The organism is Sphingobacterium sp. GW821-FHT03E03, from assembly GCF_059420745.1.
The window spans coordinates 72958-96729 of the sequence record NZ_JBWKUH010000014.1; the positions used below are offsets into that span (position 1 = coordinate 72958).

Genomic DNA, 23772 nt, shown 5'->3' on the forward strand with positions numbered 1-23772 from the left:
ATGAAAAAAGGACAGTTTATCAAGGTTAACCTCTCAGGAGGTGCAATCTCTCCAGGAGAACTCGTCAACTTATTGATTCCTTTGGAAGAGATGGGTATTACGGAAGTCAAATTTGGCAGTAGACAGCAACTATATTTTAGGGTAAACGATACGCAACTTGAAGAATTAGAATATATACTGATCAATCAGGAGTTTGCTTACGAAATTGGTCAGGATATATATCCAAACATTGTGAGTTCATATGTAGCCGATGGGCTTTTTAATCAGGGAGCATGGATACGTGAAGGCGTATATAAAGATGTTTTGGACAGTTTCGAATTCAATCCCCAGTTGAAAGTGAATGTTGTGGACTGCACTCAATCCTTGGTACCTTATTATACTGGAAATCTAAATTTCATCACTTCGGAATTTAGTAATTATTGGTACCTGCAGCTCCGATTTCCCAAAAGCAACTTATTTTACACCTGGTCCACTCTTGTAAACACAGACGATATTGCGAGACTAACTCTGTTTTTGGAGCCAATGATGATCGGTTCGCTGGTTGCAACATCACGCGAAGCACAACAGTTGGGACAAAAGTTAGAAGCGTCAGCTATTGCCTCAGGAAAATTTCTTTTCCAGCCGACAGAACAGCCATTTATGGAACCCGCTTTTAAGCTCCCCTATTATGAGGGATTTAACACCTACCAAGATAGACTATGGCTGGGTGTATACCGGCGTTCCGAAACCTTTTCGACCGCTTTTTTACGCGACATATGTAATCTCTGTCTGCGACACAGGATCGGCCAATTATACACTACGCCTTGGAAATCAATTGTTATTAAAGATATTCAACCTACAACAAGACCTGATTGGGATATTGTGCTAGATCGACATCGAATCAACCTGCGGCATGCCCTAAACGAACTCAATTGGATGACGGAAGATTTTGATCCCATTGCATTGGCGCTTAAGCAGGAATTGGTGCACCATATGAACTGGTTGGATATCCGCACGTACAAACTTTGTTTTGGTATTAAAATGCAACCAAAGAGTGGGATCTGGGGATCTGTAATTTTGCGTTTCATCGACTCTAAAGGAGATAAATCTTGGTTTCAGGTGCAACACACGCAAGATTTTAACCCTAATTCAAGAGACTTTGTCACTTATCAAACACGCGTGGAACGAGCAGAACTTATAAGTGTGATTTTGGCACTGTGTGAAGAATTTTATCAACTTCGAGGTAGAGCAGTGGTCCAAGAACTACATCATATTTCTACGCAGGCTACAACAGAAAAATCCGATCTGATCAGGGTCACTTATCAATGTCCAGCATGTCAGACAATATATGATCCCATCTGGGGAGATAGTACACAGGATGTCGCCGCAGGAACACTATTTGAAAATCTGCCTGCGACATATTGTTGTAGCATTTGTGAAAATGAAAAGTCAACTTTTAGGAAACTGATCAAATAAAGAACGATGCTTTTTCATGTACTCTCTTCCAGATACTGACAAAAGGTGACCGACTCTCTGTAGAAACGTCGTCTGCCTGATGACAGTTTACACTTCGTCGACTGATCAACACGTTGTTTCGCTTAATAAAATTATTAATAATCTAATTACCAGTTGAACTCTTCCTTGTTTAACCAGCATTATTTTATATAAATAATGCTGGTTAAAAATTGTTCATTGCATATAAAATTCCAAATTACCTAACATTATTATAGGTAAAAAGAAGTATAACTCATTCCATGTTTTAAGAAGAAGTAATATCGTATTATTTTTAGCGCGATAATTAAAAGGTTATTAATTCAATAGCCATATTTGTAAAGTGAAGCTGAATTCTATTTTTGAGTTGAAAGTCTGGGTTAGCTAGCTTTAAAAACTGCTTGATATAGTTGATGAAAGCGCTTCCAATTCGTGGTGAAAATATGTAACTTCAAAGATTACTCCATTAAAATATAATAATGATAGTCCATCATGAAAATAGAGGACTTCCGTTAAACGGCCTTGTACTTATCGGTGATAGAAGCCAACGAATGGATTGTTTATTTTAATAATCAACCTCAATTTATCAAAAAATATTTTACTCCAATAAAAACTATTTCCAATCGACTATCGTTCTTATTATACAAAGCGGCTATTAGCTACCTTTCTTTTGAAAGGACCGACATAAAAATTGGCGTCGTACAGTGAGAATCCAATGGTACTAAAAAACGTTGGATGACGAAACATAAAAGAGGAAACGATAGGAAACATAAAAATTACTGTACAAGTAAACGCTAACAGAAAGGGTCTGAATAACATCAGGCCCTTTTGATGTAAAAAAGCCACATCTCCCGAGCTGGCTTTACAACATTTATTTAATAAACTGGAAAACTCGGTGAATGGTGGGAATAAAAGGGTAAAGAAATATAACGTTTAACCGACTTTAAAGTCGAGTTCTTCTCATTCGTTAATGAAATTAGATTTGAGGTTTAGAGGTGAATGAAATTCTAATTTAACAAGAATTTTTGATTGTAATAGTATTATAAGGACGGTAAATATGCAAAATACTGCCACACGAATAGCACCTCGTACTGATTAAATCGAGTTTGATCCGATCTGATATATTGGGGAATAATGGCCTTCCCGATCCCAAAACAATCGGATATAGCATTAATGCATATTCATCTATTAAACCTAGCTTTGCGAGTTGAGAGACAATAGTACCACTTCCGTAAATAAGAATATCACCATCCAGACCACGCTTCAATTGCTCGATATCGTGTTTATTGACCTCCCTAACAATTTTTGTATTGTTCCAGTCGGCCTTGGCAAGCGATTTTGAAAAAACAATCTTTGCTGTATTGTTCATGAAGTTAATAAACGATGGCCGATCCGATGCTGTCAGAGTCTCATCGGACCAGTATTGAGACATTACTTCATAGGTCTCCCTGCCATAAATAATGGTATCGGCTTTATTCTGCCGCTGTTCATAAAAATCCTCGATTTCGCTATCCCAGGGAAACCAATCTGTTTCCCCATGAATACCTGCGATAAAACCATCAATCGATACCCAGTTTAAAACAATGATTTTTCTCATAATTAGTTTAGTTTTGTGTATAATTTTTGGGCTATAAATGCTTTATTACTTCCTAACAATTATTGACTAGCATAAAATTATAGATTAAGAACCTTTAAACACTTATCTTAAGGCAAGAAAACAAGGTATATTTCCTTGCTGAAATGTTTAGATAAACTCATGATGAATAATGCTCAGCTTACAGAAATAAAAAAAATGATTTAATGGTAGAGATAAACCAACTCAGGTGATCAAAAATAATTTACTCCAATAAAACTATTTCAAATCAGCTCTTGTTCTTATTATACAAAACGGCATTTGCTACCTTTCGAAAGAAAGAACCAACATAAAAATTGGCGTCGTACAGTGAGAATCCAATGGTACAAAAAAACGTTGGATGACGAAACATAAAAGAGGAAACGATAGGAAACATAAAAATTGCTGTAAAAGTAAACGCTAAGAGAAAGGGTCTGATGAAAATCAGGCCCTTTTGACATAAAAAAGCCACTTGCGAATAATAAATCATCCCCAACTAATACTAATCTTTTATGTCAGTTCATTTCTCTGCCCTTACTTTATTTACCACAGAATTAGAACATGCTCCAAGAGGCTTATATGGTTAAACAAAAAACTTAAAACAATAAAAAAATATTGATGAGTATGATAGCTGATGCTGTGCTATCAACTGCGACCTTTGCTGGTAAGGCTGCAGAATCTCCTAAAGAAAATTCAAGTGTGAGAACAACTACCCACAGCCTTGCCAACAATACAGTTCGTGTTACCAAGGAATCCACAGAAGCGACTGCGGAGGCATTCGCCCACTATAATTTCAAAGTAAGTATTTACAGCTGTGATGGTGTGTTATTGGGTAGCGCAGTCTACACAGATTATACGTATTCAGCTAGGGGTTGTGCTAATTTCTTTGCAGCAATGCTTGATTGGGTTGGAAACTGGTATAGTTCCTTGTGTAACACATATTATAAAAACAAAAGCGGGGCTTATGCCCTACTTTTGTTTTGCATGATGCTTAAATCTTTCCAGAATTTGCCTATCACCAGGGATATTCACCTCTCCTAATCCCATTCGCCATCACTTTTACCGTTGTTTTTAGGCCCGATAGCCATCCGGATTTTATAAATATCAGTCCACTCTGCTTTTGCTTGCTGTATGGCCTTCTCCCAATAAGCAAAAGGTGTCACCAAGTATGCAAAACTAAAAATCGAATAAGTCAGGGCGAATAATAGACCAGCCCTTACGAATACCAAACGGTCGAAATCATTTCATTTCCTTGCCCTACTTTTATTACTAGAGAATTAAAACATGCCCCAAAGGCATGTATGGTTAAACAAAAAAACTTAAAAAAATGAAAAAATTAGTAATGAGTTTGGTAGCCATAGCTGCGCTATCAACTGCGGCCTTTGCCGGCACGGACGCAAAAGCACCAAAAGAAAATGCAAATGTAAAAACAACCACTGAAAAGCTAGCCAAAAGCAATGCCCCAGTTAAAGCTACTGAAGCGGCAAAGGAAAGCAAAGCTATGTTGACAAAATGTGTTTACACGCTAAATGTCTACAATAGTAGTGGCCAAGTGATTGACACCTTCACTTCGCAGACCTACGTAGAAAATTCTTGTTCAGGATTCTTCAGCACTTGCAAAGCGGTTTACAGACATATGCTTGCTCATGGCGAACTAGGAATATAGTCTGAGAATATATTTCATTCTAATTACAAATGCGAAAATTTAAGCGGGGCCCAGGCCTCGCTTTTCCAAATCCAACGATCATGAACAAATACTTTTTATTCTTTCTATTGTCACTGGCCACAACGGTTTCCCATGGACAAAAGCTAAAGGCGGTTTACCAATACCTGCCATCGCCCATGGCTACTTTTCGGGAAGAGGTTTATTTTCAGGACGGGATAAAAACCTCCATTCGCGATTCGCTGACCCAACCCAAGCCGCAATCCACTGAAAATGACAACGATGAAGAGGTAAGCGGTAGCATGTCGGTGACGCTAGATATGGGCAAAGTCTACCGAAACATCGTTATCCAAAAAAACAATGCGCCCCAACTGGTCGAAACCCGCTCGCTCAAAGGCAAGAACTACTTCGTTAGCGACGAGTTTCCGACCTTAATCTGGAATACTAACTACACCGATGTAGATACGCTGGGCAAACACATATGTCACAAGGCTACCGCCACTTACCGGGGTACGACCCTAGTGGCCTACTATACCAACGATATTCCGGTACCCGCCGGGCCATACAAATTTGGTGGCCTGCCCGGTCTTATCGTCATGTTATACAACGAAGGGGCCAACCCGCACTATTGGTTGCTTAAGGAAATTGAATATCCTTACACAGGCGATGTACCCGTTAACGAAAAATACATAAATGGGCTGCCCAAACTCAGCCTGGAGAGCTACATAAAAAAAGATGATCTCGAAAACGAAGAGCAGATGCGCATAATGATGAGTAAAATGCCGATGATGGATGGTGTAAACGTAGAACATAAAAAAATTCGTGGCAGTGTAGAGCAAGTATATGAGTGGGAAAAAAATTAAGCATTTAACAGGATGGCTTGGGCTATGCCTGTTGCCCTTATTTGCACAGGCACAAGTCACTATACATGGCAAAGTCAGCGTCAAAGGTGAAGCTTTGGGCGGTGTGCGCATTGATTTGCGCCTTGCGACCGATTCCCGAATGCTGACCTACACCTTTAGTGATGGCCAGGGAAATTACCGCTTGCAAACCGCACAAAGCGGAAAATTCATTTTGCAGTTTAAATCACTTGGCTCTGAACCGCTTAGCCTAGCTATTGCGCCTACCCAAGCCGACACCCTTATTGATGCGCAAATGCAACCCGGTGGTGTTCAACGGTTACAAGAGGTCATTGTACACTCCAAACAGCCTTATCTACGGGGCCGGGATACTCTTGAACTGGCGGTAAGCTCTTTTTTACAGGGCGATGAGCGCAACGTGGAAGATTTGCTGCGCAAAATTCCAGGGATTAACGTAGGTACTGATGGCAGCATCAAGATTGGCAACAAAGAAGTGGAAAAGGTCATGATCGAAGGTGACGATTTTTTTGAGAAGGGTTACCGCCTGCTTACGCAAAATATGAGCGTGCAGCCGCTGGAAAAAATTCAGGTACTGCAGCACTATTCCAACAACAAACAATTAAAAGGTATCGAAAACTCGGACAAGGTAGCCCTTAACCTGCAACTCAAAGCGGATAGCAAAAACCAGTGGCTGGGTTCAGTGGGACTGCAGGGCTCACCAATTGGCCCAAAGTATTATCAAGCCAGCGCCAACCTCATGAATTTTGGCAAGCGCAACAAATATTACCTCCTGGCCAGCGCCAACAACAATGGCTATGATGCCGTAAGCAGCATCAACCACCTTATACAGTCCGGATCGGCCAACGAACCCGGGCAAATTGGCGTGGATGTAAGCACGCCTACCCTTATTGACAATACGCCCAACCTGCCCAACTTCGATTATCGGCGCACGAATTTCAATAACGACAAGCTCATCTCATTAAATACCATTTTAAATCCGAGAGCTGCATTCAAAATCAAATGGCTGGGTTTTGCCAACCCCACAAAGAAATCGTTTTACCGCAATACCGTGCAGAATTATACCCTAGAAGACATTCAATTTACCACCACCGAAAACTATGAATTTACGCGCAAAATCGACAATTATTTTACCAAACTGGAATTGCAGTACGAACCCAACCCCCATACCACATTGAACTATACTGGTACGCTGGGGTCTCTGAACAACAACGAGATGGGCGCGCTGCTTTTTAATAGCGTAGCCAGCTTAGAAACCACCAAAAACAAAGGCTACCTCACCAACCACAACCTCACGTACAGCTACAAGCTGTCAGAACGGAAAGCACTGGTCAGCTCAATCCGCTTCATCAATCAGCAGTCGCCGGTCGATTACAGCATCAATCAATATTATTACGAAGACCTCTTCGGTCCCAACTCGGTGAGCGAGGTACAACAGCATATAGATAACAACCTGCGCTATCTTGGGGCTACTGCGCATTATGTAAGCCGACAACAAAACGGCAATTTTTTCGAGCTGGGATTGAGCTCAACCTATCAACAGCAAGCGCTCAACAGCCAATTGCGGCTACTGCCTGGCCCCGAAGCGGAGCACAAAACAGTAGTATACCCACCAGAATTTGCCAATGAGATGATTCTCCGCTTGTTTCAGACTAATCTTATTTCTAAATACACGGTAAAACACCGCAGCTGGGAAGTGACTCCCCGCCTACAATTAGGCGTGGTACACAGCGGGCTGGTTAATTTTGAGATGCAAAAACGCAAAAACAACCTACAGCTCTCGCCCGGCTTATCAGCCAAATGGGCCGTACACCACAAAGGACGGCTGGAAACTGATTTGTTTTTCCAACAGCAGAACACCAAACTTACCGACCTGATACCCAATTACTATACTACCGGTGTACGCAATTTTGTAAAAGGAATGGATAACATAGCTACCTTGAGCAGTTCGGGCGGAACACTCCTGTACACCTATGGTAATATGAGCGACCGTTTTTTTGCCAACATACAAATCGGGCATCAGATCCTGTTTGACTATATTGGAACGGAAAGCGACCTCAACCCCAATTTTAACCTCGTACAACAGCGCTTGCTCAAAGACAAAACACTTACCCACTATAAAGGAGAACTAAATTATTATCTAAAACTCTTAAACGGAAATATTCGCCTGGATGTGGGCTTTAATACGGCCGATTACGAAACATTGGTGGCCGGCCTAGGACGCAGGCAAATCCACACAAATAGATACGACTATGGGCTTTCGTTCAGAAGTTCCTGGAAATCCAGCTTTAATATATATACAGGATATCTTCTGCAAACCAACAGCTACCGCTCGGAAGGCAGCACAAATACCCTGACCAATGGCCAGGCTTTTTTGAATCTCTTTTTGCGCTTTGGCGACAATCTGCAGTTCAGCCTCAAGAATGAATCCTATCGCTTTGGAGCCATACCCCAACAAAAAGCCCAAACTTATTATTTTTTTGATTTTTCAGTATTTTACGATCTCAAAAAATACAAAACCCGTTTTGACATAACAGCTAAAAACATATTCAACACCCGTTCTTTCAAAAACGCGCTGCTTACAGAAATCTCGCGTTCCACCACCGAATACCGGCTCTTGCCCCGATACATAAGCTTTGGAATAGACTATAATTTTTAATTTTTTATTAGAACTCACTCATTATTGACCGCTCGAAGGAAGTTGATGCAATAAAAGTAAAAGCCACATCTTTCAATGTGGCTCTACAACATATATATTTACTTGAGATGCTCTTATTTATACGAATTGATCGATTTCGACACTTTCCAGTCATTACCTTCACGTACCAAAGTCACAAGATCAGTCATGCTGAAGTTGTCAAATTTTAGTGCTATTTTTGCAATCATATAATCTGCCGATTTTTCGACGATCTTGATATTCACTTTACAGTTCAGGATTTCTCCCTTTTGTTTTTTCAAAGATTTGATCACAGCATTGCGTCCGTAGGTCGATATATTGGAAGCCTGGATCTTTTGGCTGAAATCTTCGGCAAACAACTGCTCCACACCCACTGATTCTCCTTTTGTCGTTACCGCAACATAATGCTCCAAGGCGAAGTCTGCCGTAGAAAGGTTAACGGCTACTTTTTCTGATTTAGAGCCCGGTCCCACAGCTGCCATTATGCATGTGGATACAGCCAGTAAGGCTGCTGCTGTTAATGTTTTTACTAATCTTTTCATAATGCCTTTATTTCGTTGTTTTCATTTTTCATCCATTTGCGATGAAGCTATCATGAGCTTTTTCATCTATGCTCATGCATGATATATATTCTTACTCGTTGATCTAAAAATCCGATTCAATATCCATTTAACCTATGAACGTTAGGCCAATGATCAGTGAAACTCGGTGAATGGCAGAAATAAAAGGTAAAGAGTACATAAAGCATTTAGAATCCGTTTTATCAACCGCATACCAAATACTATACCAGTCACCACAATGAAGCCATTTATGCCTCCTAAGCGCTACAATAGCCTTTTTAAGATCTTTTCTTAAAAAGAGATGTACGCATGCGAACAGTTTATATGCATATTGTCCGCATACGTACAGCATATTAAGAGTCTAACAAGAGATTTACTATTTGGTGAATGCTCCGGTATCTGCTCGCAAACCATCTCTTGCTTGAGATTACAGATCAGGGACTGGATATCGGTGATAAATACAAAACATTTATCTTATGGCAAGATATTACTGGGTTTAAAGAAATTTCGATCTATTCAAACCCAATTATTATTATACTGATAAAAAATAGTGATGCAATAATACAACAGGAGTCTAATAAGATTAAAAAGAAAATGATGCAGTTTAATATGAGTTATGGTTCACCTTATAGCGTTAGCAATGGCAATATGAATATAAGCCATAAAGAGCTTTTGAAACTTTTAAATGAAAATCTAATAAAATACAAGGACAACAATACTGTTTCCTGAGATCTTCATGCTCCGATTTCAATACCGGATGAATCAAAAGCGTAGGCAATAACTTCTACAAACTTGTATCATGCTTACATTGACTTTTAGCAATCTTCCCAAGATACCACAAAGCCACATCGTGAGATGTGGCTTACAACTTATATATTTACTTGAGATGGCTTCTTATTTATAAGAATTGATAGATTTGGACACTTTCCAACTGTTACCTTCACGTACCAAAGTCACAAGATCAGTCTTCGTGAATTCTTCAAAAGCTAAAGTGACCTTGGCTACCATAAAATCCGCTGATTCTTCGATGATATCGCTAGTTACTGTACAGTTTAGCTTCTCACCTTTTTGTTTTTTCAAATATTTAACGACTTCTTCACGGCTATGTGTTCCCCCATTGGAAGAAGATTGAACCTTTTGGCTGAAATCTTCTGCAAATAATTGCTCTACTCCTGCCGACTCTCCTTCGGTAGTGACCGCAACATAGTGTTCTAGGGCGAAGTCTCCAGTTGAAAGGTTAACGTTTGCTTTTGTTGATTTTGAACCTGGTCCTTCAGCTGCCATAGAAAAAGCGGATACTGCGATCAAGGCTGCTGCTGCGAATGTTTTTACTAATGAGTTCATAATGTCATTATTTTATATTGTTAGTTTTTTAGTTTCTTTTCTTATTGTCGCAAGGATATTGATATTGTTGCATTATTTCCTTGTAGATTCTGAATCAAAACTACAACACAATAGGCCCATAGCGTACAGCCTTTAGACTAACATTACGGAAAACTCGGTGAATAGCGAAAATGGGGCGGTGAGCGCTCCAAACATAGCTCAAACTTTTAATAACCTTTTGCCAAAGAAACTTCGTTGAGTAAAGGTCGCCCTTCAGTCATTCTTCTATAATTATCCACTACCTGCAGGACCGAAGAACTAATGTTTGTCCTACTCGCAACATGTGGAGTTATAAAAATAGAACTGCAATTCCAGAACGGATGATCTCGAAGCAATGGTTCTTGATGAAATACATCGAGGTAGGCGTTAGCAATTTGCTTCTCAGCGATTGCTTCTAATAAATCTTCATCAACAAGATGTTCGCCTCTACCAACGTTAAGTAGAACTGTTCCCTTGGGACATAAATTGAAAAGATCATGATTTAGAATTCCTCTTGTCGCATCAGTCAATGGCAAAACATTCACAATAAAATCCGTATGCTCAACAGCCAAGCTTAGTTCCGCAATCCCCGTAAAAGAGTTTACCCCTTTTAGATTTTTAGCTGAATTCGACCACCCGTTTACCTTGAAACCCAACTGGGCTAACCTTTCAGCTACATAACCACCGATTTCACCCAATCCTAAAATCGTTACACAAGTTTGACCAATAGATTTATATACCAGGGGCTGCCAATGTTTTTTCGCTTTTTCTGTTGCATAAGCCGAAAAATTCTTCATCGAATGCATCAAACATGTCAAAACATGCTCAAACATATCGCTTTTTAACATGGGATCTACAATCCTGCAGGTATGGATATGTGAAGGTATTGATTTAGGAAATAAATGATCTATCCCAGCACCTCCAGATTGTATAACTTTTAAATTGGGAAAATGAGTATAATATTCTGCCTCAGGCTTCCAACAAAGTGCAAACTCGACCTCATCATAATTCTCAATCTCAGGATAGATCTCAACTTTTATTTTGGGTAAATGTTTATTGATTTCGAACTTCCATTCTTCAGCCCGACCACTATTCAATATCAATGCTATACTCATGTTGCTTTCATTTATACGAAAATAACATTTATCCTAAAAACAGCAATGTACTTATTCCTGAATAATTACTGTACAAATAAAAAACCACGCCTTATCATCTAATCTTAATTAAACATACTATTTACTCGGGGTATGTCATTTTTTTGATAATTTAGAGTTATCAAGAATCATTCAACTGACTTGTAAAAGCTTAGTTAGTAAAATGTAAATACAAACGATCATGAGAAGACTATTACAATTGGCACCTTTATTCTTATTATTGGTAAGTTGCTATACATCGAATAAAAAGACAGATTTATTACGGAATAGAATAGCTCAAATCGTTTCAGATAAAGATGCAATTGTTGGTGTTTCAATCATCGGAAATAATGGTCAGGACACCATCTCCTTAAACGGAGATCGGCGATTTCCAATGCAAAGTGTTTTTAAATTCCATATTGCATTAGCCGTACTGTCCGAAATTGACAAAGGAAACCTTTCTTTGGATAAAAAAATAGAGATAGGTAAGGATGAACTTCTACCAGCAGATTTTTGGAGTCCACTGAGAGATGAAAATCCCAATGGTGGAAGTTTTACAATTGAAAAATTAATTCAATATGCTGTTTCCCATAGCGACAATACCGCTTGCGATGTGCTGATACGACTGATCGGAACGCCTAAGACTGTTGAAGATTATTTCAAGAAGAACAATATCAAAGAAATACAAATCACATTTAATGAAGAAGATATGCAGGCCAAGTGGGAAAATATGTTTCAAAACTGGACTACTCCAAAAGCTGCAAGTGAGACGATAAAAATGTTTTATGAGAACAAGAACAATTTACTTTCAAAAAGCAGTTATGATTTTTTTTGGAAAACTAATATAGAAACAACAACTGGGGCAAATCGAATAAAAGGACAATTACCGAAAGGAACAATTGTGGCTCATAAAACCGGTTGGTCCGGAACAAATAAAACAACGGGTATTACTGCAGCTGTAAACAACATTGGTCTTGTCTTTTTACCAAATGGTGAGCATTTTATTATTAGCGTTTTTGTGAGTGAATCAAAGGAAAATTTCGATGCAAACGAGAAAATTATCGCCGACATTGCAAAAGCTACTTATGACTTTTATAGCAAGCAATAGGCAAGGAAAACTGAAGATAAAGTTCATATCAAGCAATGAAAAATATGTAATATAGTCCCCGCCGATAACTTCAAGTGTTTAAATAGACCCCAAAAACACTCAAGCCTACGAGTGCAATAAAGAAGCTCCTAAGCGATGGGTTTTGAATGAACAAACAGAAAAACGCGGTCGACGGTGGAAATCGGGAGATCAGCTATTTATTCTCGGAAACCAGATTTCACTGTTACATTTCCAAGTGTATCTACAGTTTCAAGAATTGCCTGATTATTTTTATCGACCATAATGCGGATTCGAGGCCTTCCCTGACTGTCATGTATAAATAAACCGATCTCATCCTTATAGTTTTTACCTAAAAACATACGGTCAGTCGCGAGAAGACCTTCATTACGCATAATTGTTACTGCTGAATCTCGTACTTGTTTTACGCCTGAAGTAGTCAGCTCTTTATATCTATCTTGTCGCTCCGCAAAGGCATCTTCTTTCCCATAACTCCATAATTGAAGCCCATATTTCCTTTTCTTGGTCTGGGTATCCTCCATATACTGTAACTGCATGATCTGATCATCCTGATATTTATCTATGGAATAAACCATTCCAGCGCTCTCTTTGTCATTATCGTATACAAGTCCGCCACATTCATCTCCATCGCGGTTAAAGAAAATCAATCCAGCCTCTCTTTCCCTTGGTTCGAGATCCTTTCCGATCATTCTTCCAGGATGCTGCCGAGCCTTATTACTCAATACCATTTTAATTGTACCATCGGCCTCCCGAATGTTTATCCGTTCGACGTCAAGAACAGAGCCACTTCTGTCATCGTTTAACACAATAAATACAGTTATTATAATTCCCAGAAAAAGGACTAGACATACTCCTATCAGTACCCTAACTTGCCTTTTCAATGTTAAAATCTCCGAATTCATAATGGATTAATTTAATGGATATCGTTAAGTTGCCCCCGTAAGGTTTATATATTCCCCATTCACTTGAAACAATATATATAACCTTAATAATCAAAGCTATAAAATAATATTCTTTCATTTTCATAAAAACCATAGCAAATAATCTTATCACGCACAAAAAAGGCCACATCGCACAATGTGGCCTTAAATAGGTGATGATCCATACATGATCAAACGTAATGATTTGTTTTTGTTCAGGAACAAAACTGAAATCACCTATAAAAGAAAATCTAATACCCGAATTTCGCTAAGCGGCCGTACATCTCCACAAAAGCACATTGATCCAACAACCACTTGGATTTTTTTGGTTTCTCCAATGTCCAATCAGCATCAAACAGCCCATCCTGATCGCGCATTTTATGCCATGCCAGATCAAGATTTTTCGCAAAAATGTCCATGTATTTTCTATTCCCATCCTGTTCGAACAAACTGATATATCCCCGCATCATCACAGCATGGAACCAGACATTGCTATTTTTTAATACTGGAAAATCAATTCCATCTCTGGTCTGAAAAAAATAGCTTAAACAAGCTTCAGCCAGCTGCTGCGCATCCATCAGATACTTTTTTTCCTTCGTTAGTTTATAAAGCAAGGCTGCAGCCTGCAACATCTGGCCTGAATTATAGGAATATTTGGCTTTATCTACCTTCCCATTAAGATGAATATTATCCCAATATAGCTTGTCATCTGGATCTTGCAGACCTGCTTTTGTCCATTCATATAGCCGTCGACCTTCATTTAGATAATCCTTCTGGTTGGTTGCTTCAAATAGTTTTAGCGCGAACACTGCTGCGGGAGCATTCGAACAGGTATTTTTGGATTCCTTCTTTTGCTCACACCAATAAATACCACCGCCAAGCTTGTTATCTTCACCACTCTTCACAAAAGCCCATATTTCTTTTGCATATTTGAGGTAATCAGCCTTTTTGGTCTGGATATAGCTATCAGTAAAATCAATCCCCAACCATATATTGTCATCATAAAAACGGTCTGATGCTGGTGCGGAATTGATATATGACGCATAGCCCACAGGTACACGCTGTTCATCTCTGTATTCACGGAGTCCTACCAGTACCTTTTGATCCAATACTTTCTGATGGTCGGCTTTATCCTTTGACAGCTCCATCAATGCATTTACGGCCGAGAAACTGCCAGAGAAAGGCCAGAGATAGGCGTATTTTTTCTGCTGCCCTGCTTGTTCGTTATTATTCAGATAATCTGCTTTAAAATTTTCATCAAAAGGATATTTTTCGATCAATAATTTATTTTCAGCGCCCCCATATTTGTTATAGACCACATCTAGGGTCTTTTGCGCGCGTTCGGAGAATTGATCTTTTTTAACTTGCGCCTGCGTCGTCAAATAGCATAATCCTGTCAGAAGTAATGTCGTCGTTATCTGGTTTATTTGTTTCATCTGCATCTATTAGTTTAATGAAGCCATCAGGAACTAATGCTCATCTAATGGCTCCGAGGTATCCAATCTGTTATTTTGACCTTATCTGATAGCGTGCCAGCCCTTCAAACAGCATGGCAGCACTGGCATAAGCTGAAATTTCGCTGTTACCAATCGGTGGCTGAGACCAAGAAGAGCCAAATAGTAGCGTTGGCAGGCTGGTTCCTTTGGTCCAGGCAATTTTACCGTTGTTAACCAAAAACTTCTCAAACTTTGCGCGATAACCTGCATCGATTCCCTCCAGGTTCAAATATTCAACAAAGTACCGGATAAATATACCCTTAAACAGCGCACCGTCACCATTACCTTCATCGCGCAAAATATTATTCCCCGCATCTATACAGCGAGTAATGGTGTAATAACTAATTTTCTGCGCATCGACCAGATAGATCGGATCTTTGGTAATCTTAAAAAGCTCCACAGCCGTACCAAGAAAAGTTCCCTGATTATAGGTTAACGTGGTCACATCAACCGCATCTGTCTCGCCATTGATATTATCGTATACAGCACCTGAAGATGGGTTATACAAGGTTGCTTTCTGCCATTCATAAATCTTTTTGGCCCATGTCAGGTAGTTTTCATTTTTTGTTAAATTATAAAGTCTAGCCGCAAGAATGCTAGCGGGTCCGTTAGAACAGGCGTTCTTGCTGTATAACATATCCTTGCGCCAGGCCAATCCACCACCAGCATATTGCTCATTCCAGGCTTTCAAAATATCAGTCCATAAAAGTAGTACCGCATCGAGATATTTCTGCTCCTTAGTCGTCTCGTATAGCCGCAGCATAGTCAAAGCATTCCACTCCATATCATCATAGAATACATTATAGTAAGTGTTGCCATTTTTAACCCTGACACCCTCAAACCACTTACTGAAATAGGCGCTGTATTTAGCGTCCTTCGTCCGTTGGTACGCATCAATAACTACGTCCATCGCATGGGCATTGGGCCAGTATTGAAAGCCCTGATCTGATTGGTTGATGGCGTTGTTAAAATATCCCGCTTCATTCCAGAAACCAGAGATCATTTTGTCGGACACCTGCGTAGCGACCTCCGTCCAAGATTCCTGAATCGTATCGTCGTATAGGTAGGTATCCTCGACTTTAGTACACCCAAACAGTAAGAACAGCATGGATGAAATTATCACTATTTTCTTCATCATTTCCTCTTTTTAATTTGGAACTACGGCATGTGTATAATCTTTGTCCCCTTGTAAGATCATGGAAATTTTTGTCGGACGCCCATCTACAGCATCCACAAATTTCCATTTGTCATCCCATTGCGAAAGATTAGGTAATATACGGACAAAGTAATACGCTGGGGCGGAAGAGCTGTTTGGTGGGCTATCGGTACCCGTCTGAGTCCCTAATTGTACAGTCTCTGCCTTTCCGGCCTTGACCGTTTCCATTTGGAACTTATAGCGTTGGTCGCGCCCCCAGCTTTCCTGCTTAAAGTTGATGACACCTGTTGCCGACCAGATACCCTTGCCTTGATAAGGGAGATCCAGTACCACCGCACCTGAAGGTGAGAAATAAACACCCATGCTTTTGATTTCAGCATAGGTAATCGTCGAAACGTTGAAATCAATTCGAATTCGATACACCGCAGTCTTGGCAATGGTATTGCTTCCGGTCGCTTCTTCTTTTATCTTGGTTTGATCTTCGGAATAGAATACACGTCCATCCGCCGATTTGCGATCCGTAAAGATATATTTTTTACCGGCTTCCAATTTTGTAAAAACCTCATATTCACCATTACCTACAAGCTTAAATGGTATTGCCTGAGCAATGGCGGTACCGTTCTCAGCACCTTCACCGGTAATAAACAATTCGTCCGGAATATCTGCAAACCCTTCCAGCATTTTGATATTCAGATTTTTTTTCACTTTACTCAGCACACGTTTCATGCCCCGTATGGAATACACGGACCAACTGATGTCACCACTTGCGCCAGGTTCTATCCCAGCTTTGGCCGCCACCTGATTCAATATTTTGTGACTGATATTCGCGCCGTTTGAATTTCCGTTATTGTCCGAAGTAACGGTATATAGTGGCTTGCTGAAATCGCCATTTACTTTATCAAAAACAACTTCATATTGGGCCGCTCCCCCATCGGCAACCAGTGCAGATTCCCATTCAAAATAGAGAGCTGCAGAGGTCGAGCTCAATAATTTGACTGCCTTCCCATCCGCAGGTGCATATAAATTCTCCACAGCGGATACATCCGCATCCGAGTATTTCATATCGTCTTTTTTGCAGGAAACGATGTTCGCAACCAATGCGAGCATTGCTATAACTTTAAAATACCATATCATGTCTTTATCTTTAATTTTGTAGTTCAAAACGGACGTTGTTCACGCTATCGATTACAACGGTTAGTTTCGATTAAATTTTAGTTTGAATAGCCTTGATTATTGGGCAACAAATTTTTATTCAGGTCAATCTGTGTCCTTGGTACCGACCATAGATAATCTCTACTCTCGTCAAATCGTCTAATATCCAATTTGATATAGCTATTGTTGCCACCGTATTTAGCACCGGTCACCTGTCCGTCCAAAAAGGTTTTACCTGCTTTCCAACGGACGATATCATAGTAACGCAGCCCCTCTAAAGCGAGTTCGCTTCTTCGTTCATTTCGTACGATCGTTTTCAGATCACCAGTGACAGGAAAGTCCAGCGCTTTATCCACTACAAAGCCTGCTCTTTTGCGGATAGGTTTGATTGTCATATCCCAAATTGCGGCATCGAGTTGCCCCAGTGCCTCTTTTGCTTCGGCATACATCAGTAAGATATCAGCATATCTGAACATAATAATATTAAGCCCGGCATCGTATTTTACCGTCGCTGTCACATCGTAATATTTCTTTACATAATAGCCGGTTGCAGAAGCATTCGCACTTGCTCCCTGATACTCATCCAAGCGCTCTTTATCTGTACCTCCGGAGCCTGGCTTGATAAAAATCTTACGAACTGTCCCATCAAAGTCAGTCCATTGGCCACCATGAAAAACGAGAGTTGCCGCCATTCGTGGGTCACGGTTTATGTAAGGATTATCACTGTTGTAGTTAGGATCCGTGCTTATGGTATTTCCATCAAGGGTGATATAGTTGTCAACAAGGCTCTGCAAAGGGGCATAGCCGTTCAGTCGCGCCTGAGCAGAGATCGGGGCGGCATCATAGAGTTTATTCCAGGTTTTCAGCTGTGGCACATACCCGTAATCCAGAATAACCTCCGAATTGTATTCTTTTGCTGCAGTAAACAATTCCGGATAACTATCGAAAAGCGCATATGTCCCAAATTCCCCTTGTTTCTTGATCAAGTTCTCACAATACTGCAATACTTTGTTCCAGTTGCTCTCATAGAGAAAAGCCCGCGCCTGAAAAGCCGAAGCCGCGCCTTTTGTAATTCGACCTCTATCATCGGCAGGCAACACATCTTTGCTGGGCAGATCAGCCATACATTCATCCAATTCCTGATGGATAAATGCCATGACCGTTGCCTTGGCCGTTCTTGGAATGACTTTAGACTCCTCTAGGGATATGTCTTTGGTAAAGAAAGGGACATCGCCGTAAAAATTGACCAGTCTAAAATAGAGGAATGCACGGATAAAGCGTACCTCCGCAATCCGGCGTTTTTTGAGCGCAGCATCCATTCCGGGGACACGATCTACATTTTCAAGGTAGACGTGACAGGTCTTGATACCGCCATAGAGATCGGACCATTCCGAAGCGAAACGTCCCAAGGTAGGGTCAGCAGTTCCATTGCGGATAGCGCGTTGGTCGGTATTTGACCGCCCTTCAAAAATATTATCACTCAGCGCTTCATCATTCCATAACCGGTCGGCTGAGAAGAGCTGATTATAGGCCATATTGACCATTTTTTCTGCGTTTTCTGGGTAATCCCAAAAGTTCTCATCAGTAAATCTATCTGTTGGCAAGGTATCCAACTTATTGCAGGAAGTGAAATGAACAACAGCCATTAAACTCAAGCCTCCTATAAGTAATTTATATAGTCTCATCACATAAATGGTTAGAATTGAATATTTAATCCGCCGCCATAATATTTCAACGTTGGATAATTGCGGGCACTATTGGCTGAACCTCCCATGTTGGAATCAAATTCGGAAGACTCGGGGTCTATCCAGGAGTTTTTACTCAATGTCAGCAAATTTTGGGCATTAACAAAGAAGCGTACCCGCTGTAGACCCCATTTAGAAATGACATTCTTTGGTAATGAATATCCTATTTGGAGATTTTTCAGACGCGCATACTTCCCATTGAAAAGATAGAGATCAGAATCTTTCCCAAAGTTGTTTGTTGAGGCTGTAGATCCATTAGCTGTAAGTCGAGGCCACTGCCCATCAATATTTGTCGGTGTCCAGTAATCCAGTTGATGTTGATAAATAGCATACGAATAATTCTGGTGAAAGGGTTCGATCAGTTCACCGCGGATCATCATATCCCGTTTACCAACACCTTGCCAGAACATGCTAAAATCAAAATCCTTATAACTGAGGTTATAGGTCAGGCCGAATGTAAATCGTGGAAAACCATTACCAAGGACAAATCTATCCCGTGCATCGATCATTCCATCATTATTGCGATCTACATATTTGACATCTCCTGGTCGCAGATCAGCGGCAGTGATGCCACTTGGCAGGGCCGAGGTCTCTATGTCCGAAATATTCTGGAAGAGTCCGGCCATTTTGTATCCGTAATAGGAATTGTACGGCAAGCCGACACGTGTCAATTTGGTGATATTATCTACTGTTGAAATCCGGTCATCTCCCGGCATGGAGACAATCTTATTGTGGCTATCGCCTATATTGGCATTGATCTGGTGCTGAAACTCACCTGTTTTAGCGTGATAGGTCAGGTTGATCTCCCAGCCTTCATTGTTCATTTCGCCTAAATTCTGGTTTTTTAATGAGGTCCCAAACACGGATGGGATCTGTGGTGACATCAGAATATCTACTGTTCGCTTCTTAAAGTAATCAAAGCTTGCTGTCAGCTTATCCTGAAAGAAAGTTGCATCAAGGCCAACATTGAAATTATAGGTTTTCTCCCAGCGCAAATCCAAACTTGCATAGTTAAATCCCGCGGCAGCTACTGGCTTATTGTTAAATCCATAGCTGTTTGGATAAGATTCATAAGTAAAATAATACGAATAGTCATCTACGGCCTGATTTCCCAGTACACCATAGGTAGACCGAATCTTGAGGCTACCGACATGCTCCTTATACCAATTCATAAACTGCTCTTCCGATGCTCGCCATCCAAGTGATCCTGATGGAAAAAATCCCCAGCGGTTTGCCTTTGAAAACTTGGAAGATCCATCGTAGCGAAAGCTGAATTCGGCAAAATACTTACTTTCAAAGTCATATCCAGCACGACCGAAGATTGAGTTGATGCTATTCTGTAAAGTTCCATTTGGTGTGACACGGGCACTGGCAGGATCGATAACTGTTCCGGTAGTAGGTGTTCCCAGCACTGGATCGGTAAACTTCATTTTAAGTTCATTCTGTCTACGAGTATAGGACTCATTGGATGCACCAATCAAACCCGAAACGTGATGGCTCCCGAAGGTCTTATCGTAATCCAGCAGTAACTGGAAATTCAGCAAAGAGGCTTTTTCATTAAAATCTTCTGTATTACGATCCGAATTTACGAATACCTGTGGCTGCAATGCATCAGGGTTGGAATACAGGGGTACTTGGATCCGTCGGATAAAACGATGGTCTGCATAGATATCTGCGCCAAAAATACCGCGCAACTTCAAACCGTCGAACAGTTTTGCTTCGAGATTCAGATTGATGTTAAAATAGTCATTATCATTTTTGATATAACCGCCTTCATTTAGTTCCGCCAGGGGGTTCTGATCTGTCAAGGCGTTGTTGACCAGGTATTTTCCATTATCGGCCCGCATGCGATAGTAATAATAAGAAGGGAGGCGGGAAGCATTTATAATGGCACTTCCAGCGGTATTGCTCATATTGTTGTTACGCGTATAAGCTAAAATCGAGGTCAGTTTAAAACGGCCGATCTCAGTACTGAGGTTCGTCCGCAGATTATAGCGTTTTACCCCAAAATCCTGTCCAACAAAATTGCTGGGCTGATTATAAAAGCCTCCCGAGAATAAATAAGAGCTTTTTTCACCACCACCTGTGACGCTGATATTATATTTTTGTTGAAACGAATTTTTCATGATTTCCGGCAAATTCCATTTCTCAATATCTTGGTGTGCGTACAGATCTGCAATCGCCGCCGGCGAAAATTGTGGATCCATTCCTGAGTTGGTGAGCGCAAGATTACGTAAGGTCGCGTTTTCATAGCCAGCAACTGGGGAAAACAAGATTTTGGGTTGCTGCACACCCCATTGCGTCCCAAGTGCAACTGAGGGTTTCTGATTTTGGCGCCCCCTTTTTGTGGTTACCAAGATGACACCATTTGCCGACCGTGAGCCGTAAATAGCTGTGGAACCTGCATCTTTGAGTACCGACACGGTTTCGATATCGTCCGGATTGATCTTGTTCAGTGTCCCACCTTCGGTAATAATTCCGTCAATCACTACTAGTGGCGCATTGCTATTTACCGTAGATATTCCACGGATATTGATGTTCATTGAATTATCGTTTGGATCCATACTTTTCTGTTGAATGGTCAAACTTGGGGAAGCGCCCTGCAGGGCCTGTGTGACGTTGCCGACCGGTCGGTCCTGAAAGGTCTTTGCACTGATCTGATCGACAGCACCGACAACCCGCTGCCGCGTCGTAGTACCATATCCAATAACGATAACTTCTTCCAGCTGGCTATTGCTGCTTTTCATCAGCACATGCAACTGTCCCAATTCCTCTGTACGCATAGTAGCCAGTTCCACAAGCTGCTGATCGTACCCGACAGAGGAAAAAATCAGTGTAGATTTAGGAGAAAGATTACCGATCGTAAAACCACCATCAGCGGCAGTGGAAGTTCCAGCTGATTCATTGCCTTTTACGCGAACGGAAACGTTGGCAAGCGGTTCACCACGCTCATTGGTCACCCGTCCCTTGATGATTGCCTGAACTGGCACCGTCTCTTGCTGTACTGATGGGCCTATGCTTGTAGACCGGGGCTTGTCCCGAATGACGATTGTCTTGCTGTCCATCTGATACGACAGCGGCTGATCTGCAAAAAGCTGAACCAGTACATCTGACAACATGCGGTCTTTTACTTTTATATTGACAGGTTTAGCCGCCGACATTTGCCGTTCTGTATAGAGAAAATTGTACCCTGTCTGTGACTTGAGGTCCTTAAATATTCTTTTAAGGCTCATATTAGAGTATTCCAATGTTACCTTTTGTGCAAAAGTCGAAGCGCTAACCTGCATAAAAGTAACCAAGATAATTATGGTCGTCAATCGCATAATAAGCCATAGTTTACGGAATAGCAAATATGCTATCGCCTTTTTTCTGATATAATTTTGATACATTTGCAAGGTTTGATTTGCAGTATATTCGAGTCGTCCAAAACAGAAATATAATGCAGATTGGATAGTTAAAATTTAATTGTCCCAAACAGCAACCGAGTCCTTCGGGATCTTGGTTGCTTTCTTATAGCCCACCGTGGTGACTATTCGTTTTGTATATTTCTATTCATCAGTTGCTTTTTTAGGTATTTATAATCAATTATTTATTAAATAATTACGGAAGAACATATAGGGTTTTCCCTTCAATCCTGAAATGGACTGCCCCCGTATTTTCAAGCAGATTTAAGACTTGCTTTACGTCATCAAAGCGCGATATCCCACCACCGAACTTCTCTGTTGTTTTTTTCCCCTGATAGATCACATCCACGTTATACCAGCGTGCTATTTTTCGCATTACACTTTCGATATCATCCCCATCAAACATAAATTCGTGACTGGTCCACGCAATTATTGGAGCTGTATCTACTTGCTGTAACTTAAGCACTCCGTTGGTGTTAAGACTCGACTGTTGTCCTGGAAGCAACCGAAGTTTTTGGTTGCTGGAAGATACTTCGACACTCCCTTCTAAAAGGGTAGTCCGTAATACTGGTTCGTCAGTGTAGCTATTTACATTAAAATGAGTACCCAGTACTTTGATCTGTTGACCGGATGTCTTGACGATAAAAGGGTGTTTGGGATCCTTTGCTACCTCAAAATAGGCTTCTCCTGTCAATTCCACTTCCCTTTTTCCCTCCAGGGCAAACCGCATTGGATATTTAAGGGCTGAAGCGGCATTGAGCCATACTTGTGTACCATCTGGTAGCTTAATCCGATAGGTTTCTCCTTTGGTTGTTGATAATATATGATTGCCGGCTCCAGCACCAACATTTCCCCCTACTTCGTAGGTCAATTGTCCATCATTACTTTTAGATATCTTGATCCCCATTTCATCTGCAATCTGTCCATTCGTGGTCTCCTGTAAGCGAATCTGCTCGCCATTGGCGAGAGTTAAGGTCGCGGATTGTTTTCCTGGTGAAATCAACTCTTGCGCGGACGGTTGGTTTTGGGAATCACTTGCACCATCAAAAAACCACCAGCCAGCAAACATTACTCCAATGACGATAGCGGCAGCAGCAGCCACAGGTTTCCAGGACCACAATGATCTCACTTTCGGTTTATTTATCTGAAGATGTAATTGCTCCCATGTGTTATCCAATACGAGCAGGAGTTCGGGATCCTGAAGCAAGGCTTGATCGACAGGATCATCCAGTACCTCCTGGATCAGTTCCTGCAGCAGTATCCGGTCTTCCCCAGATTTTATATAAGACAGAAAAGCGCGGGAATTTTCCTCACTGAGTTCCCCATGTATATACTGCCTCAACGTATGTTGAAGTATTTTTTTCTCCACAATTGGTTATCTTCTTTTTAGCTAATACACTTCAAAAGCAATGATCATC

At 40.8% G+C, this 23772-nt stretch carries 19 protein-coding genes; 7 read left to right on the plus strand and 12 right to left on the minus strand.

What is annotated here, in order from left to right; all coding sequences use genetic code 11:
• Complete coding sequence (locus AC07UV_RS16060) at positions 1-1455, plus strand: rubredoxin (protein WP_495184477.1); 1455 nt, start codon at positions 1-3, stop codon at positions 1453-1455.
• Positions 1456-2482: 1027 nt separating this feature from the next.
• Here the strand turns inward: AC07UV_RS16060 and AC07UV_RS16065 are convergent.
• A complete protein-coding gene (locus tag AC07UV_RS16065) occupies positions 2483-3067 on the minus strand; it encodes a dihydrofolate reductase family protein (protein WP_495184478.1) in 585 nt (194 codons plus the stop codon).
• Positions 3068-3700: 633 nt separating this feature from the next.
• On the opposite strand from AC07UV_RS16065, the gene AC07UV_RS16070 reads away from it, so the two are divergent.
• Positions 3701-4123 carry a hypothetical protein gene (locus AC07UV_RS16070; protein WP_495184479.1) on the plus strand — a complete coding sequence of 141 codons (423 nt, stop codon included), beginning with the start codon at positions 3701-3703 and terminating at the stop codon, positions 4121-4123.
• Here AC07UV_RS16070 and AC07UV_RS16075 read toward each other — a convergent pair.
• The gene (locus AC07UV_RS16075; RefSeq protein WP_495184480.1) at positions 4120-4311 is read right to left on the minus strand and encodes a hypothetical protein; all 192 of its coding nucleotides are present in this window, start codon (positions 4309-4311) and stop codon (positions 4120-4122) included. The genes AC07UV_RS16070 and AC07UV_RS16075 overlap by 4 nt on opposite strands.
• Positions 4312-4409: 98 nt before the next feature.
• Between AC07UV_RS16075 and AC07UV_RS16080 the strand changes: the two genes are divergently transcribed.
• The 3 genes from AC07UV_RS16080 to AC07UV_RS16090 all read left to right on the plus strand — a co-directional run bounded on the left by AC07UV_RS16080 (position 4410) and on the right by AC07UV_RS16090 (position 8282).
• Positions 4410-4748, plus strand: coding sequence for a hypothetical protein (locus tag AC07UV_RS16080; protein ID WP_282253046.1), 339 nt, complete (start codon positions 4410-4412; stop codon positions 4746-4748).
• 80 nt (positions 4749-4828) lie between these two features.
• Positions 4829-5608 carry a GLPGLI family protein gene (locus AC07UV_RS16085; protein WP_495184481.1) on the plus strand — a complete coding sequence of 260 codons (780 nt, stop codon included), beginning with the start codon at positions 4829-4831 and terminating at the stop codon, positions 5606-5608.
• 139 nt (positions 5609-5747) lie between these two features.
• Positions 5748-8282, plus strand: coding sequence for a hypothetical protein (locus AC07UV_RS16090; protein ID WP_495184482.1), 2535 nt, complete (start codon positions 5748-5750; stop codon positions 8280-8282).
• A 113-nt stretch (positions 8283-8395) separates the two neighbouring features.
• Here the strand turns inward: AC07UV_RS16090 and AC07UV_RS16095 are convergent, their stop codons facing one another.
• Positions 8396-8842: a nuclear transport factor 2 family protein gene (locus AC07UV_RS16095; protein ID WP_495184483.1), complete on the minus strand. Its 447-nt coding sequence runs from the start codon at positions 8840-8842 to the stop codon at positions 8396-8398.
• A 405-nt stretch (positions 8843-9247) separates the two neighbouring features.
• Between AC07UV_RS16095 and AC07UV_RS16100 the strand changes: the two genes are divergently transcribed.
• Complete coding sequence (locus AC07UV_RS16100) at positions 9248-9589, plus strand: STM3941 family protein (protein ID WP_495184484.1); 342 nt, start codon at positions 9248-9250, stop codon at positions 9587-9589.
• Between the two features lie 165 nt (positions 9590-9754).
• On the opposite strand, the gene AC07UV_RS16105 is transcribed toward AC07UV_RS16100, so the two are convergent.
• Positions 9755-10204, minus strand: a complete 450-nt coding sequence (locus AC07UV_RS16105; protein WP_495184485.1) for a nuclear transport factor 2 family protein — start codon at positions 10202-10204, stop codon at positions 9755-9757.
• A gap of 206 nt (positions 10205-10410) precedes the next feature.
• Positions 10411-11337: a 2-hydroxyacid dehydrogenase gene (locus AC07UV_RS16110; protein ID WP_495184486.1), complete on the minus strand. Its 927-nt coding sequence runs from the start codon at positions 11335-11337 to the stop codon at positions 10411-10413.
• A gap of 208 nt (positions 11338-11545) precedes the next feature.
• Here AC07UV_RS16110 and bla point away from each other — a divergent pair, with 208 nt between their 5' ends.
• Positions 11546-12463, plus strand: a complete 918-nt coding sequence (gene bla / locus AC07UV_RS16115; protein WP_495184522.1) for a class A beta-lactamase, subclass A2 — start codon at positions 11546-11548, stop codon at positions 12461-12463.
• Between the two features lie 197 nt (positions 12464-12660).
• On the opposite strand, the gene AC07UV_RS16120 is transcribed toward bla, so the two are convergent.
• The 7 genes from AC07UV_RS16120 to AC07UV_RS16150 all read right to left on the minus strand — a co-directional run bounded on the left by AC07UV_RS16120 (position 12661) and on the right by AC07UV_RS16150 (position 23723).
• Positions 12661-13383 carry a hypothetical protein gene (locus AC07UV_RS16120; RefSeq protein ID WP_495184487.1) on the minus strand — a complete coding sequence of 241 codons (723 nt, stop codon included), beginning with the start codon at positions 13381-13383 and terminating at the stop codon, positions 12661-12663.
• A 269-nt stretch (positions 13384-13652) separates the two neighbouring features.
• Complete coding sequence (locus AC07UV_RS16125; protein ID WP_495184488.1) at positions 13653-14837, minus strand: glycoside hydrolase family 76 protein; 1185 nt, start codon at positions 14835-14837, stop codon at positions 13653-13655.
• A gap of 70 nt (positions 14838-14907) precedes the next feature.
• A complete protein-coding gene (locus AC07UV_RS16130) occupies positions 14908-16035 on the minus strand; it encodes a glycoside hydrolase family 76 protein (RefSeq protein WP_495184489.1) in 1128 nt (375 codons plus the stop codon).
• A gap of 9 nt (positions 16036-16044) precedes the next feature.
• Positions 16045-17187: a SusE domain-containing protein gene (locus AC07UV_RS16135; protein ID WP_495184490.1), complete on the minus strand. Its 1143-nt coding sequence runs from the start codon at positions 17185-17187 to the stop codon at positions 16045-16047.
• A gap of 77 nt (positions 17188-17264) precedes the next feature.
• Entirely contained in the window at positions 17265-18890 is a 1626-nt protein-coding gene (locus AC07UV_RS16140; protein ID WP_495184491.1) for a RagB/SusD family nutrient uptake outer membrane protein, read from the minus strand.
• A gap of 11 nt (positions 18891-18901) precedes the next feature.
• Positions 18902-22339 carry a TonB-dependent receptor gene (locus tag AC07UV_RS16145; RefSeq protein WP_495184492.1) on the minus strand — a complete coding sequence of 1146 codons (3438 nt, stop codon included), beginning with the start codon at positions 22337-22339 and terminating at the stop codon, positions 18902-18904.
• Between the two features lie 211 nt (positions 22340-22550).
• Positions 22551-23723: a FecR family protein gene (locus AC07UV_RS16150; RefSeq protein WP_495184493.1), complete on the minus strand. Its 1173-nt coding sequence runs from the start codon at positions 23721-23723 to the stop codon at positions 22551-22553.
• Positions 23724-23772: the final 49 nt, after the last annotated feature.

Coding starts and splice junctions, on each gene's coding strand:
- AC07UV_RS16060 (WP_495184477.1), top strand. CDS start 1: ATGAAAAAAGGACAGTTTATCAAGGTTAACCTCTCAGGAGGTGCAATC.
- AC07UV_RS16065 (WP_495184478.1), bottom strand. CDS start 3,067: ATGAGAAAAATCATTGTTTTAAACTGGGTATCGATTGATGGTTTTATC.
- AC07UV_RS16070 (WP_495184479.1), top strand. CDS start 3,701: ATGAGTATGATAGCTGATGCTGTGCTATCAACTGCGACCTTTGCTGGT.
- AC07UV_RS16080 (WP_282253046.1), top strand. CDS start 4,410: ATGAAAAAATTAGTAATGAGTTTGGTAGCCATAGCTGCGCTATCAACT.
- AC07UV_RS16085 (WP_495184481.1), top strand. CDS start 4,829: ATGAACAAATACTTTTTATTCTTTCTATTGTCACTGGCCACAACGGTT.
- AC07UV_RS16090 (WP_495184482.1), top strand. CDS start 5,748: ATGCTGACCTACACCTTTAGTGATGGCCAGGGAAATTACCGCTTGCAA.
- AC07UV_RS16095 (WP_495184483.1), bottom strand. CDS start 8,842: ATGAAAAGATTAGTAAAAACATTAACAGCAGCAGCCTTACTGGCTGTA.
- AC07UV_RS16100 (WP_495184484.1), top strand. CDS start 9,248: ATGCTCCGGTATCTGCTCGCAAACCATCTCTTGCTTGAGATTACAGAT.
- AC07UV_RS16105 (WP_495184485.1), bottom strand. CDS start 10,204: ATGAACTCATTAGTAAAAACATTCGCAGCAGCAGCCTTGATCGCAGTA.
- AC07UV_RS16110 (WP_495184486.1), bottom strand. CDS start 11,337: ATGAGTATAGCATTGATATTGAATAGTGGTCGGGCTGAAGAATGGAAG.
- AC07UV_RS16120 (WP_495184487.1), bottom strand. CDS start 13,383: ATGAATTCGGAGATTTTAACATTGAAAAGGCAAGTTAGGGTACTGATA.
- AC07UV_RS16125 (WP_495184488.1), bottom strand. CDS start 14,837: ATGAAACAAATAAACCAGATAACGACGACATTACTTCTGACAGGATTA.
- AC07UV_RS16130 (WP_495184489.1), bottom strand. CDS start 16,035: ATGATGAAGAAAATAGTGATAATTTCATCCATGCTGTTCTTACTGTTT.
- AC07UV_RS16135 (WP_495184490.1), bottom strand. CDS start 17,187: ATGATATGGTATTTTAAAGTTATAGCAATGCTCGCATTGGTTGCGAAC.
- AC07UV_RS16140 (WP_495184491.1), bottom strand. CDS start 18,890: ATGAGACTATATAAATTACTTATAGGAGGCTTGAGTTTAATGGCTGTT.
- AC07UV_RS16145 (WP_495184492.1), bottom strand. CDS start 22,339: ATGTATCAAAATTATATCAGAAAAAAGGCGATAGCATATTTGCTATTC.